Annotated in this window: 13 protein-coding genes; 3 read left to right on the top strand and 10 right to left on the bottom strand. The window is 43.3% G+C overall.

What is annotated here, in order from left to right:
* Window positions 1–3: 3 nt before the first annotated feature.
* From B3O12_RS00335 to B3O12_RS00315, 5 genes are all read right to left on the bottom strand, one after another.
* Window positions 4–723 carry a LytR/AlgR family response regulator transcription factor gene (locus B3O12_RS00335; RefSeq protein ID WP_286754888.1) on the bottom strand — a complete coding sequence of 240 codons (720 nt, stop codon included), beginning with the start codon at window positions 721–723 and terminating at the stop codon, window positions 4–6.
* Window positions 720–1760: a sensor histidine kinase gene (locus B3O12_RS00330; protein ID WP_189628282.1), complete on the bottom strand. Its 1041-nt coding sequence runs from the start codon at window positions 1758–1760 to the stop codon at window positions 720–722. The genes B3O12_RS00335 and B3O12_RS00330 overlap by 4 nt, the downstream gene beginning before the upstream one ends.
* Before the next feature lie 153 nt (window positions 1761–1913).
* On the bottom strand, window positions 1914–2795 hold the full coding sequence (locus B3O12_RS00325; protein ID WP_189628281.1) for an alpha/beta fold hydrolase: 882 nt from the start codon (window positions 2793–2795) through the stop codon (window positions 1914–1916).
* Window positions 2796–3125: 330 nt separating this feature from the next.
* Window positions 3126–4160 carry a cytochrome d ubiquinol oxidase subunit II gene (gene cydB, locus B3O12_RS00320; RefSeq protein ID WP_286754887.1) on the bottom strand — a complete coding sequence of 345 codons (1035 nt, stop codon included), beginning with the start codon at window positions 4158–4160 and terminating at the stop codon, window positions 3126–3128.
* Between the two features lies 1 nt (window position 4161).
* Window positions 4162–5538 carry a cytochrome ubiquinol oxidase subunit I gene (locus B3O12_RS00315; RefSeq protein ID WP_286754886.1) on the bottom strand — a complete coding sequence of 459 codons (1377 nt, stop codon included), beginning with the start codon at window positions 5536–5538 and terminating at the stop codon, window positions 4162–4164.
* A 401-nt stretch (window positions 5539–5939) separates the two neighbouring features.
* Between B3O12_RS00315 and B3O12_RS00310 the strand changes: the two genes are divergently transcribed.
* Window positions 5940–7208 (top strand): replication-associated recombination protein A, encoded by a 1269-nt coding sequence (locus B3O12_RS00310; protein WP_286742669.1) that lies wholly within the window; start codon window positions 5940–5942, stop codon window positions 7206–7208.
* Window positions 7209–7326: 118 nt separating this feature from the next.
* On the opposite strand, the gene B3O12_RS00305 is transcribed toward B3O12_RS00310, so the two are convergent.
* Window positions 7327–7623 carry a type II toxin-antitoxin system RelE/ParE family toxin gene (locus tag B3O12_RS00305; RefSeq protein ID WP_286754885.1) on the bottom strand — a complete coding sequence of 99 codons (297 nt, stop codon included), beginning with the start codon at window positions 7621–7623 and terminating at the stop codon, window positions 7327–7329.
* Entirely contained in the window at window positions 7608–7847 is a 240-nt protein-coding gene (locus B3O12_RS00300) for a hypothetical protein (RefSeq protein ID WP_286742664.1), read from the bottom strand. Before B3O12_RS00300 ends, B3O12_RS00305 begins: the two co-directional genes overlap by 16 nt.
* Before the next feature lie 117 nt (window positions 7848–7964).
* Between B3O12_RS00300 and B3O12_RS00295 the strand changes: the two genes are divergently transcribed.
* On the top strand, window positions 7965–9620 hold the full coding sequence (locus B3O12_RS00295) for a M28 family metallopeptidase (RefSeq protein WP_286754884.1): 1656 nt from the start codon (window positions 7965–7967) through the stop codon (window positions 9618–9620).
* Between the two features lie 58 nt (window positions 9621–9678).
* Here B3O12_RS00295 and B3O12_RS00290 read toward each other — a convergent pair whose 3' ends face one another.
* From B3O12_RS00290 to B3O12_RS00280, 3 genes are all read right to left on the bottom strand, one after another.
* A complete protein-coding gene (locus B3O12_RS00290) occupies window positions 9679–10368 on the bottom strand; it encodes a hypothetical protein (RefSeq protein WP_286754883.1) in 690 nt (229 codons plus the stop codon).
* 130 nt (window positions 10369–10498) lie between these two features.
* Window positions 10499–11227 carry a nitroreductase family protein gene (locus B3O12_RS00285; protein WP_286754882.1) on the bottom strand — a complete coding sequence of 243 codons (729 nt, stop codon included), beginning with the start codon at window positions 11225–11227 and terminating at the stop codon, window positions 10499–10501.
* Between the two features lies 1 nt (window position 11228).
* Window positions 11229–12677, bottom strand: coding sequence for an SLC13 family permease (locus B3O12_RS00280; protein ID WP_189628273.1), 1449 nt, complete (start codon window positions 12675–12677; stop codon window positions 11229–11231).
* A gap of 416 nt (window positions 12678–13093) precedes the next feature.
* Here B3O12_RS00280 and sucD point away from each other — a divergent pair, with 416 nt between their 5' ends.
* On the top strand, window positions 13094–13969 hold the full coding sequence (sucD, locus tag B3O12_RS00275) for a succinate--CoA ligase subunit alpha (RefSeq protein ID WP_189628272.1): 876 nt from the start codon (window positions 13094–13096) through the stop codon (window positions 13967–13969).
* Window positions 13970–13986 lie beyond the last annotated feature (17 nt).

Below are 13986 nucleotides of genomic sequence, written 5' to 3'. Positions count from 1 at the left end.
CTATTAAAAGCTCATAATTTCCCTAAAGCGAATGCTCTGTCTGCGGCTCACTTCTACTTCTTCACCACCTTTCAGGTATAGTTTTAATGTTCCGCTGAACCACGGTTCAATTCGGTCGATATATTTGAGGTTGATAATCTGTTGGCGGTTGGCTCTGAAGAATACTTCCGGATCGAGCCGGGACTCCATGTAGTTGAGCGAACGGGGGATCATGGGTTGTTGGTTGTTGAAGAAAATTCGGGTGTAGCTTCCCATAATTTCCATCATGCGCACATTGGCAAGAGACACGAACCAGCATTGCTCGCCATCTTTTACAAACACCTGGCTGGAAAGTCCCAAAAGCTTGACCTTGCTTTCTTTTTCTTCTCGCAGACGAATTTTCTCAGAAGCTCTTTCGAGTGCTAAACTCAGCCGTTCTTCTTTGATGGGTTTTTGAAGGTAATCGAGCGCATTATGATCAAAGGCTTGCATGGCATACTGATCGAATGCCGTGGTGAAAATTACTTCTGGCACATCGATTAGTTCTTCCAGCAGTTCAAAGCCGTCTTTATCGGGCATTTGAATATCTAGAAATAGCAGTTGAGGCTGTTTTTCCTCTATAAGGGTTAATGCTTGTTCAGCATTTTCTGCTTCGCCTATAATATGAACGTGGCTAAAGTGTTTGAGCAGGTGTTTTAGTTCCTGTCGGGCCAGTTGAGAGTCGTCTACTATAAGTGCCTTCATTTTAGTGGAATCTTTAAGGTGGCCGTGACGGTTTCCTTGCTGCTATTTTCAAGTCTGAATTCAGCAAAGTGTCCGAAGAGAATCTTCATGCGTTCAACCAGGTTTTTCAGCCCAACGCCTTCTCTTTTTTGTATTGGTTTTAGTTGGCCACTGTTAGTTACTTCTATAAGCAGGTGGTTCTGTTCAATATTAGTCTTTATGTGTATTTCTCCTCCTCCTTTTTGGGTTGAAAGTCCGTGCTTGATGGCATTTTCAACCAATAACTGAATGGCCATAGGAGGGATTTGAACGTTTTCTGTTTCCGGGTCGATAGTAAAAGTATAGCGCAACCTCTCCTGAAATTGTATGGATTCCAATTGCAGATAGTCTTTCACTATCTCGATTTCGGCTTTAAGCCCAACCTTTTCTGAGGCATTGAACTGAATGGAGTATCTCAGCAGATCGGATATATGAGTTACCATTTTGCGGGCCTTTTCAGGTTCTACCAAGATGAGTGACCGAATGTTGTTGAGGGCATTGAAGAGAAAGTGGGGGTTTACCTGGTTCTTCAAAATCATTAGCTCAGCTTCTTGCAAGGCCGATTTTAGTTCTAGTTTTTCCAGCTCAGAGTTACGGTTCTTTTCGATGAATTTTATGATGAAATAGATAGCGGCCCAAAGAATAAGAACCAGAAAAATGTTGAAGACATACCCCACAAAACCTCCCCAACTAAAACCGGATATTCCTGAAAGTGGTACTAATAGGTATATGATTATGTGGATGAAAATTTGAGCTAGTGTGGCAGTAATAAAGGTGCCAAGAATGGCCCTTGGTATGAGCTTGCCAATGCTTAGGTCTAACCAGTTTTTTCTTTGGATGTGAAGACGGAAGAGGTGTGAAAATAAAATTAACGACACATAGATAATGGACTGTAAAATGAGCGTAGAACGAGTAATGGAATTTTCTCCCCCAAACAGGGCAATCATGCCAATGAGAAAGAGGGTATAAAGCCCCCAGCCTCCAACCTGGCAAATCCAATAGACTACACGCTTGTTCATCTTAAAAAATGACTTTTCAATTGGGTAAAGTTTGAAATAAATCTTTTCTCTCCTAAATCTTCAGAAAGGGACTGTTGTATTTGTATACAATTTTTATGTTTTACCCTCAAGATAGGGGTAGTGAATCTTCGCAGACACTACCCCTCTTTTCTGTTACAAGAATTTGTTGAGCCAGTTGAGAAAGAACTCGGGATCGTCCCACATAATGAAGTGGTAGCCACCTTCGGAAATATCTAGTTTCAGATTTGGGTGCTTGGCATATTGAGCTTTATACATGTTCATAACACTCTCTTTGGTCGAACCATAAGACTCATAGGCCGCCCATGCGCCCAATACTAAAGTGGGTACTTTAATTTTGGCCAAATCGGCACGAATATCAGTGGTGTACATCTCGTACATGGCTTGGGCAACGGTGTTCATATCGCTGGAAACACCCCAGTTGGTCGCTGTTTCAATGTACTTTTTGTTGCGGATGAGGCTTTGCAACTGCATCTGCTGAAAGGTTCTTTTTTGTTCATCGGTCTGGCTGGCTGCGGCTTTCATTTGAGTTTTCATATTCTGAGCAAATGGCTTGGCACTCTCTTCTGTTGCGGTGGGCATCTGAATGGCCGTCATAAACGGTAGTGCGTCCACTACCACCAGCTTTTCTGCCAGTTCAGGCTTTTCTATGCCTATTTGAAGCGCCAGGAAGCCGCCTAAGCTATGGCCAACAATGATCGGCTTTTCAATCTTGTTGTCTTCTATATACTGGTATACCAATGACTTGATTTGACTGAAGAAACCGGCTTCCACATCTGCCAATGGAGCCTGACCTGCAAAACCTGGCAGTGTGAGAACATGATATTGATACTTGTCACCCAGGGCTTCTATGGTTGAATCCCAAACAGCTCCATCGCAGGTGAGTCCAGGAATCATAATCATGGGCTGACCTTCACCAATGACTCTAGCATTAAGTTTAGAGGGGGTAGAGGCCTGAACCTGCAAGCCAACTACAAACGCGATTATTGCTATCAATCGTACAACTACTTTTTTCATAACATTTTGAGTTTTTGTGATGATCAAAAGTACGCTGTGGTTATGGCTAGAACCGGAGCTTTTAAGGGAGCGGAAGAAATTCCTCGGGAGTGGAATTTACTTGTTCAAGGTTCATAGTTTAATGTCTTCGTAGAATAGATGTCAGACTTCAGAGGTCAGAAGCCGGATAGAGGTAGATGAACTTATAGCGGTCTGAAGATGGCACTGATGTCTTCCTCTGGAGGCGGTGCCCAAAGGGCGGAGGAGGATATCATTTAAATTGACTAACAAGGGTTGAATTTCAAACGTGTTTTCTGGTTTCCGATTAACCGATTAACGACTTCCGTCTTATCAATAACTATGCTCATCCAATTCCACTTTGCCCCAGAAGGTTTTGTAGACAAAGTAAGTGTAGGTGGCAATCAATGGAATGCCGATAGCGGCCATGATCAGCATGATCTTTAGGGATTTTGATGAAGATGCTGCATTGGAGACTGTAATGTGATGTGCTGGGTCGGCTGTATTGTAAATGATGGTTGGGTAAAGCTCTAAGGCCACAATAACTAACAGCATGGCCAATGTGAGTGAAGAAAATAGAAATGCCTGAAGGAATTTTTTCTTGGTGGCAAGTCTCGGAATATTAGCGATAGCCAAAAAGGCAATTACCGGAATAATAAACATCCACTGGTTTCTGCTGATTTTGTCTGTTAGATGTGGAATGTAGATGAGGGTGTAAACCGTTACCATCGCAAAGCTGACAATAAAAAAGATGATGGCTCTTTTCAGAAACTGATAGACCTGAGCATAGAGCTTTCCTTTGGTTTTCATGCCGAGATAAATAGCGCCATGCATCATAAATGCAGCTAGTGTGGTGACCCCAACCATAATCGCATAAGGGTTCAGGAAGCTCAGCCAATGACCTGTGAATTGCTTGTTTTCATCTAGTGGAATTCCAATGAGGATGTTCCCTAAAACAATGCCCAAGAGCAAGGCCAGTAAAATACTGCTCACACTGTAGCTCACGTCCCACATGGTTCGCCACCACGCCATTTCTTCTTTGGATCTAAACTCTATAGCCACCGCGCGAAAGATCAGGGCGGCCAAAAACAGCATAAAGGGAATATACATGGCCGAAAACATATTGGCATATACCACAGGGAAACCGGCAAAGAGTGCACCGCCACCAATCACCAACCAAACCTCATTTCCATCCCAAACCGGACCGATAGCGTTCAAGGCGATTCTCCTGCTTTCTTCCTTTTTAAAGAATAAATGCCATGCGCCAGCACCCAGATCGAAGCCATCCAAAATGGCATAACCAGAGAACAGGGCTCCTACCACAAGAAACCACCAGGTTGAGTATTCTATGCCTATGAACGTTCCCATATTAGTTGCTAAATGCGTTGCTTACATCTCTTTGTCTTGGCCTTTGATCCATCAATGGCGATTCATCAGGGCCGTGCTTAATCTTTTTATTCAATAGATAAATGAATAAGGTGAAAAGCAAAGCGTAAATCATAAAGAATAGGATAAGGGAGAACAATACCTGATTTGCCGTGACTACTTCAGACAAAGCATCCGAAGTTTTCAAAAGCCCATAAACCACCCAAGGTTGTCTGCCCATTTCTGCTGTAAACCAACCCACCTGATTGGCTATTTGCGGAAGCAGTACCGAAATCACCAATATTTTTAAAAGCCATTTTTGATCAAATAAATTGCCCTTCCACCAATAGAATGTGGCCAGAATAGTTAGACCGATTAAGCCCATTCCTATGGCAATCATGATATGATAGAATTGAAAAACTGCATTGATCTGAGTTGGAATCTCATCTTGAGGAAAGCTGTCCAAACCACGTATGGGTGCATTAAAATCCTGATGAGTTAAGAAGCTGGTGCCTCCGGGAATAGCTAAGCCTGTTACTTCTTTCGATTCTTTGTCTACCCAGCCGAACAGGTATAGATCAGCAGGGGCGTTTTCTTCAAAGTGCCCCTCCATAGCCGCTAGCTTGGCCGGCTGATATTCAGCCACGACTTCAGCAGAAGCGTGACCGGTAACGAGTTGTGCTAAAGAAGAAATCAGTGCAACGCCTAGTGCAATCTTGATGGCCTTTTTGGAAAGCTCTACATGCCTTCCTTTGAGTAGATAATAGGCATGAACGGAGATGATGAGAAATGCTCCGGCCAGAAAAGCACCAATCCATACATGGAGAATTCTTTCAATGCTCGATGGATTGAAAACCATTGCCCAAAAGTCGGTGACCTCCGCCCGGGCATTGATTCCTTCTCCTACTACATGATAACCTGCCGGTGTTTGTTGCCAACTGTTGGCCACTACAATCCAGATGGCTGAAAACATACTGCCCAGCCATACTCCTACGGTGGAGATAAAATGTACCCGAGGGCTTACCTTGTTCCAACCAAAGAGTAAAATGCCTAAGAAACCGCTTTCCAGAGCAAAAGCAAAGATTCCCTCGGCCGCCAAAGCACTCCCGAAAATATCGCCTACAAACCGTGAATAAGTGGCCCAATTGGTGCCGAACTCAAATTCCATTACAATTCCGGTGGCTACTCCAATGCCAAAAGTCAGGGCGAAGATCTTTGTCCAGAATTTAGTGAGTACCTCATAAGTCTTGTCTTTGGTTCGAAGGTATTGCCCTTCCATAAAGACCATGACCAGTCCGAGGCCAATGCTCAAGGGTGGATAGATGTAGTGAAAGGCCACAGTGAAGGCAAACTGGATTCGGGCTAAGATTTCTACATCCATAATGGTTGTATTAGGGGTGGAAAAGCTTCTTCAAAGGTATAGCACGCATACTTTGAAGAAGTAACAACTATTACAATCTTGAACCGAATAAACAGTGATCATGTTCCTGAAAATTTACTTTTTTCTACCAACGATTGGATTGAAATAGTACCCCTAAATCCCCTAAAGGGGACTTTAGCTTTATCAAGTCGAAAAGCTTCATCGCCTTGCCCTCCCGAAGCCTCGGGAAGGGTTGGGGTCAAAGTCCTTTCTGTCCCTGACTTAGTTACCGGAATGTTGCTTAGTCGTCCGACCGCTACAAGCGGTCGGACGACTTGATGGCAGTTTCGAGCTTAGAAATAATTCTGTCGATTTTCAGGCACGAAGGTTTCCTTCTAGCTTAGAGAACTTAAATTAGCCGCATGGATTTTACCCGAAAACCGCTTGCCGAAAGAGTGAGGCCTCAAACGCTTGATGACCTGATTGGACAGGAGCATCTGGTAGGAAAGGAGGGAGTTTTGCGAAGAGCTATTAACGCAGGCAGAATCCCATCTATGATTCTTTGGGGACCACCGGGTGTGGGTAAAACCACCATTGCCAATATCATTGCCAACTCCGTTAAAGCTCCGTTTTTTACCCTGAGTGCTATTAGTTCAGGAGTGAAAGAAGTAAGAGAGGTAATACAAAAGGCCAAGTTTCAGTCGAATACTATTCTTTTTATCGATGAAATTCACCGTTTCAACAAGTCGCAGCAAGATGCTTTGCTTGGGGCTGTTGAAAAGGGAGATATTACGCTGATTGGTGCCACTACCGAAAACCCGTCATTTGAAGTGAATTCCGCTTTGCTATCGAGAAGCCAGGTGTATACGCTCAAGGCACTTTCTAAAGAAGACTTGTTCCGTTTGATAGAGCAGGCTTTGGCAAAGGATGAAATCCTCAGCAAGCGACAAGTAGAGCTGAAAGAAACGCAGGCACTGTTTAATATTTCAGGTGGAGATGCTCGCAAATTGCTCAATCTGCTAGATCTGGTAGTTCAGAATATTGAAGACGATCCGGCCGTGGTCACTGATGAGTTGGTCAAAGACATTGCCCAGCAACGAGTAGCGACTTATGATAAAGCCGGAGATATGCATTACGATGTGATCTCAGCTTTTATTAAATCCATTCGTGGAAGCGACCCTAATGCTGCAGTGTATTATTTGGCCCGAATGATTGAAGGTGGTGAGGATATCAAATTCATTGCGCGCAGGCTGGTGATTCTGGCTTCAGAAGATATTGGCAATGCCAACCCTACTGCTTTGGTAATAGCAACCAATGCCTTTCAGGCCGTGAATATGATTGGCTACCCTGAAGGTCGGATTATACTCTCTCAGGCTGTGACTTATCTGGCCTCATCGCCTAAAAGCAATGCGGCTTATATGGCGATCAATAAGGCACAAGATTTAGTTCGAAAAACCGGTGATTTGTCCATTCCAATGCCTATTCGCAATGCCCCAACCAAACTGATGAAGGAAGAAGGTTATGGTCAAGGCTATAAGTACAGCCATGATTATCCGGGAAACTTTGTGCAGCAAGAGTTTCTGCCTCAGGAAATAAAAGGCACTAAACTTTACGATCCGGGAAGTAATGCACGCGAAGATGAAATGCGTAAACGCTTGAAAGCTATGTGGAAGGAGAAGTACGGCTACTAAGCTTGAAGCGTGAAGTCGGAAGCTTGAAGCTTGAGGACGGAAGTGACCTTTGCGATCTCCGCGAACTCTGTGGTGAAGATTAACCGCAAAAAACGCTAAGGGCGCAAAGGTTGAATTATTATTTCAATTCAAGATTCTCTGGATTTTGTCGAGTATCCCAAATCGAAAGAATGAATAATTCATCAACATTGATTTCATAGAACATAATGTAATCACGAATTATTTTGGCTCGAACATTCTCCAAATCAGTTCGCTTGCCAATTTCGGGGTAATCGATAATTAGGTTTATTGCTTCTTTGAATAATCTATTGAGCTTTCGGGAGTATGTTTTGCTTTTGTTTCTTTTGAACCAAAAATCTAGAATTTCCTTACGCTCTGTTTGAGCTCTTGGCGACCAAATTACTCGTTTAACCATTGGTCAATTTCATGGTCGGCTTGCCCTGAGTCTATTCCTTGCCCTTTTTTGATTTGTTCCCGAGCCTCCATGATGTTGGCACGCTGCCCATCTGATAAGAGATAAATAGAATCATCGGAATTTATGGCAAGTAGACGCATGAGGTCGTCTATCACAGACTGATCCTTTATTTCATTGATCTTCGAAATCAACTTTGCTTTATCTTCAGCTAAGGGAGTAGACATAGCTTCAAGTTAATTATAATCCCTCTCAAATCATGCCATTGCTGGTTGTTTTCTATTGAGGGTAGGAGTTTTAATTGAGAACTAATTTTCCATAACTTCAAAGCACAAAGCAGACTTATGAGACTATTCAAAAATATATCGCTTCTGGCTGTTCTGGCCTTGATTTATTCCTGTGGAGGTTCATCCACTGAAACCGCAGAGCTCGATGTTCAGATGGACACGCTATCTATCGACAGGCATTTGCAGGTATTGGCTTCCGATGATTTTATGGGTAGAAAGCCTTTTACGGAAGGGGAGGAGAAAACCATTCATTATCTGGAGTCCGAATTAAAGGCTATGGGTGTGGCTCCCGGTAATGGCGACTCATACTTTCAGGATGTACCTTTGGTAGAAATTACCGGAACGCAATCACCAACCATGGTGGTCAAAGGCAAGGGTCAAACCATGACCTTCGAAACCATGAAAGATGTGGTGGTTTATACCGAGAGAACGGACGAGGTTGTGGGTATTGAAGACTCTGAGTTGGTATATGCCGGTTATGGCATTGTAGCTCCCGAATATGGATGGAATGACTATGAAGGGCTGGATGTAAAAGGCAAAACTGTGGTGGTTTTGGTGAACGATCCGGGTTTTAGTTCTGGTGATTCCACTTTTTTCAAAGGAGAAGAAATGACCTACTATGGTCGATGGACTTATAAGTATGAAGAGGCTGCCAGACAAGGCGCTGCTGGTGTATTGATAGTTCATGAAACTGTTCCGGCTGGTTACCCTTGGTTGGTAGTTCAAAGCTCGTGGACAGGTTCCAAACTAAATCTTGACGATCCGAATGCCGGCTACAAATGCCCAATTCAAGGTTGGATTACCAGAAATACTGCAGTTGAATTATTCAAAGCTGCCGGAATTAAAGACTATTCTGAGATAGCCAAAACCAAAGATTTCAAACCTATTCCTATGGGCTTAACTGCTTCGGTTAGTGTGACTAACGAAGTAAAGCGTGATATGTCGAGAAATGTAGTGGGTATCGTAAAAGGCTCTGTAAGACCAGACGAATACATTATCTATTCAGCGCATTGGGATCATCTGGGTGTGGGCGAACCAATCGATGGCGATTCCATTTACAATGGGGCTCATGACAATGCTTCCGGTACCACTGGCCTATTGGCTATTGCCGAAGCCTTTGCCGGGCTGGAGAAAAAGCCGGAACGATCGGTGGTCTTCCTTTTCGTGACGGCCGAAGAACAGGGACTTCTTGGTTCGGCATACTACGCTCAAAACCCGATTTTCCCTCCTAACCAAACCGTAGCGAATATCAACATTGATGGCCTGCCGGCTTATGGCGAAATGAAAGATCTGACCATTACAGGTTATGGCCAGTCGGAGCTAGATGATTATGCGACAACGGCTGCTGAGAAACAAGGGAGATACGTTATTCCTGACCCCGATCCAGGAAAAGGCTACTTCTTCCGATCAGATCATTTCAACTTTGCTAAAGTGGGTATTCCTGCATTGTATGCTTCTGGTTCTTATGAGTCTAAGGAGAAAGGTGTGGAGTATATTGAAGAGAAAACGAAGGAGTATCTCGCAGTAAAATATCATCAGCCTCAAGATAACTATGAGCCGGAGGAATGGGACTTAAAAGGTATCGTTCAAGATGCCAAGTTACTCTTTAACGTGGGCTACAGATTGGCCAATGAAACCTACTGGCCACAATGGAATGAAGGTTCTGAGTTTAAGGCGAAGAGGGATTCTGATATGAGTATGAAGAAGAAGTGATCTCTCCGGTCTTCAACCACCTCCCCTTGAATTAAGGGGAGGGTTTAAATGTGTATCTCTATTTTGTTTTCACTTTTACCCCAATATTCGATTTAACATCGAGTTTATTAAAGAGGTATTTGGTCCAAGTAATGGTGTTACTGTTTGTGCGCGTATACTCATCGTTAGAAAATTTTTTGATTTCGTTTTCGAACGAGATCTCTTGGGTATACTTCATATCGGACAGAAACATTTCTACAAACTCCATGTCTAGTTCTTCAGAACCACCAGCCTCTTCTTTAATGGATTTCATGATTTGATCTAACATTACATTCTGGTTGGTACGAATTATTTCGCCCCCTTTCTGTTCATAAAGTGTGTATTGCTCTATGTCCAATGGAGATGATTCATCGTGATAATAGGCACTGATGCCTTGGTTAAGTGCTTCGAGGTTAGCAAATTCAAACGACATTTCAATAGTAAAATTGGTGGTGTCGAAGTTGGCTTTAATGTTACTAATACCTTCTATACCTCCCATTTTTCGGGTTAAGGTGGAGTCCCCCATTTTTATTTCATTCATCAGGTCTTTCATATCCAGCTCTTCACCATAGCCGGCAAGCAAAGACTTCATTCCGGACATATTGATGGCAAAGGTGTATGTGCCACCTCCATTGGATCGGAAAAAGACTCTTTCGAGCATTTCCATACATGAGGTAGTGCTTAGTAAACAAAAAATGACCAGTAGGGAAACTGTGCGTCTTGAATTCATAATACAATAATTGGTTATTTAAATATGGTGAAATAGTTCAGTATCTAAAATGCCTACTACCTCTGAAGATGAGGTATATTTTCCGATAACAAAAGATATAGGGTAGCTTTAAACCCAAAGGTAGGACTATCTATACCCGGAAAATGACTTCTTCGTTCGGAATTCTGAACCTTTCAGAATAAATGCCTCCTTCTGCCGAAGGCCCGCAACCAATAACCATTACGATCTCAGCCTTTCGGGGAAGTCTTAGGAAGCTTTTGATTCTGAGGGAGTCCATTCCTTCCATCGGGCAAGTATCATAACCTTCGGCCTTCATGCTCATCATAAAGTTTTGAGCTGCAAGTGCAGCGCTTTTATGAACAGAAATTCGGATATCCGTTCGATTGCCATGGCGCACCATTGGGCGCTTGAGGCCAACAAAAAAGTAAATGCACTTTTTAAGAAAGCCCCAAAGGTCGAACCAGTCGCTCCAATAATACTTGGGTATAAGGTTCCTGTAGTAGTTCATAGCCCGCTGTGCTTGCTTAGACTTAGCATCGGGATAGACTCTTTTCATTTCCTGAACCAATGCTTTCTGCCTTTTTCGCCAAAGGTCTCTGCGGGCTACCACCACTACCAGTTCTCGGGCTGTTTTGGCCGCCTTTTGGTTCATACACATCCAGGCTACCTGTTTTTTGGCCTCATCTGATTCAACCCTGTAGAACTCCCAAAGCTGCATGTTGCTACTATTTGGGGCTAGAACGGCTCTTTCAATACTTCTCTGTACAGCTTCATCATCGAATGGAGCTTCTTGATCGTAGATTCTTACCGACCTTCTTTCCTGAACTAGCCGATCGAAAATTTTGGTTGCTTCTTTCATCTTAGTAAACCAGAGGTAAGAGTGTTTGAGAAAGAAGTACAAGCAAGGCAATGGCTATAAGATTGAGCACCAGACCTGCCCTAATCATTTCTTTCATGCGTATCATTCCGCTGGAAAAAACAATTGCATTGGGGGGCGTGGAGATAGGCATCATAAAGGCATAGCTGGCGGCAAGGGTAACCGGTAGAGTGAGATATACCGGATTCATGTCGAGTGTTTGCGATATGCCTATAACCACTGGAACAAAGATGACTGTGAGAGCTACATTGCTCATAATTTCGGTCATAAAAAGCATGAAGGCCGTTAGCCCGGCAATTAGTAGAATGGTATTTAATTCGCCTCCCCCGGCAATACTCTCTCCCACAAACTCTACTATGGCCGATTTCTCCATGGCTTTGGCCAGTGTGAGCCCGCCTCCAAAAAGCAAGAGTATGCCCCAGGGTAGTTTACGGGTATATTCCCATTCGAGCAGGAACTTGTTTTCCTTAAGCTTTATGGGAGTAATGAACATAAGAGTACCACCTGTTACCGCTATCACCGAGTCGTTTAGTAGATCGGTGTTTAACCAGTTGTTAATGCTTCCTCTCAAAATCCATGTAAGGGCTGTAAGCACAAATATGGCCGCTACATATTTCTCGGGTTTCGAAATTTTACCAAGGCTTTTTAATTGTTCATCAATTACTTCGGCCGATTCGGACAATGATTTGAGACCACTCGGGTACATTACTTTGGTAATAACCAAATAGCTGATGGTCAGCATTAGACAACAAATGGGGAGGCCAATCATAAGATAGCGCGCGAAGGTTATCTCATAACCGATCATGTCGTTCATAAAGCCTACCCAGGCCACATTGGGCGGAGTTCCAATAATAGTTGCAGTTCCACCCACATTGGCTGCATAGGCAATTCCTAGCATTAGCCCCAGAGCAAAACGCCTTTTGCCTTTGGTTGCGCTTTCATCAATGTCTAACAACTGGGTGATAGATAGGGCTATGGGGAGCATCATAACGGTGGTGGCTGTGTTGCTAATCCACATAGATATAAAAGCTGTAGTAAGCATAAAGCCTAAAATGATGCCATTGGGGTTAGTGCCGGTTTTCTTTATAAGGGTTAGGGCAATTCGCTTGTGCAGATTGTGCCTTTCCATACCCAAACCAAGCATAAAGCCTCCCATAAATAGAAAGATGATTTTGTTGGCATAGGGAGCAGTGGCTTCATCTACCGTAAACACCCCGGTCAATGGAAAAAGAATAATAGGCAACAAAGCTGTTACCGGTATAGGAGCGGTTTCGGTAATCCACCATATAATCATCCAAAGGGCTATACCGATCACTTTCCATGCTTCGGCACTCAGGGCATCGCCAGGTTGAATAAACTGGATAAGGAAAAACAAGAGCGGCCCGGCAATCAGGCCAAACAGTTTTGCTCCAAAAAACTGTGGTTCTTTCAAGGTGATTGTGCTTTTCGTGAAGACCGAAAATAGTATAAAAATTTGATGGAGTGAAGGCCTGTTTGTTTAGTCGGGGATAGGCCCATCAACGAAAAAAGCCCCATTTGGGGCTTTTCTCATCTTCAACCTTAAAATACTAAAAACTAACTAACTATGTTTTAAACGTCTTCTCCTGGAATTAAATTCTGATGAGCTTTATTGGGCTCCTTTCTTTCAGAATTAACTTCTGTCTATTAGACGCTCTGTAGGCTCAAATGGTTTCAATAAGAATAAAAATTTTCGGTTAAAATCTGTTAATGATCTAATGTACCAGACAAACGGCCAATTGAGCTGATGGAACACTGTTCGATACTCAATATTCCCTTTGGTCGTGCGATATTATGTTCTATTTTTGCCACAAATTTAAACCCATAGCAATGAGCGTTTTAGTGAATAAGGATTCAAAAGTGATTGTGCAGGGATTTACCGGTTCTGAAGGTACATTCCACGCAGGTCAAATGATAGAATATGGAACGAATGTGGTTGGTGGTGTAACACCGGGAAAAGGTGGCCAATCGCACTTAGACAGACCTGTTTTTAATACCGTAGCCGATGCCGTGAAAGAAACAGGAGCGGATGTTTCGATCATTTTTGTTCCACCGGCATTTGCGGCCGATGCCATTATGGAAGCAGCCGATGCCGGCATTAAGGTAATCATTGCTATTACTGAGGGTATTCCTGTAAAAGATATGGTTGTGGCCAAAGAATACCTTAAAGGAAAAGATGTTACTCTTATTGGTCCTAACTGCCCGGGAGTCATTACTCCGGAAGAAGCCAAAGTCGGAATTATGCCCGGTTTTGTGTTTAAGAAGGGTAGAGTAGGGCTGGTTTCCAAGTCAGGAACCCTAACCTATGAGGCTGCTGATCAATTGGCTAAAGCCGGTTTGGGAATTTCTACTGCCATTGGTATTGGTGGCGACCCAATTATTGGCACACCAACTAAAAATGCGGTGCAGCTGTTGATGGAAGATGATGAAACCGATGCCATTGTTATGATTGGTGAAATTGGTGGAAACTACGAAGCCCAGGCTGCAGAGTACATTAAGTCTACCGGAAATAAAAAACCTGTAGTTGGCTTTATTGCCGGCCAAACAGCTCCTCCGGGTAGAAGAATGGGCCATGCCGGTGCCATTATTGGAGGTGCTGAAGATACTGCTGAAGCCAAGATGAGAATTATGGCCGAATGTGGAATCCATGTAGTAAAATCTCCTGCAGATATTGGTGAAACCATGGCCAAAGTGCTGAAAGGATAATTCCTATTCATAGATAT

The sequence above is a fragment of the Roseivirga sp. UBA838 genome (assembly GCF_002296035.1).
GTDB lineage: Bacteria > Bacteroidota > Bacteroidia > Cytophagales > Cyclobacteriaceae > Roseivirga > Roseivirga thermotolerans.
This window is presented reverse-complemented; position numbering and strand designations above follow the sequence as displayed.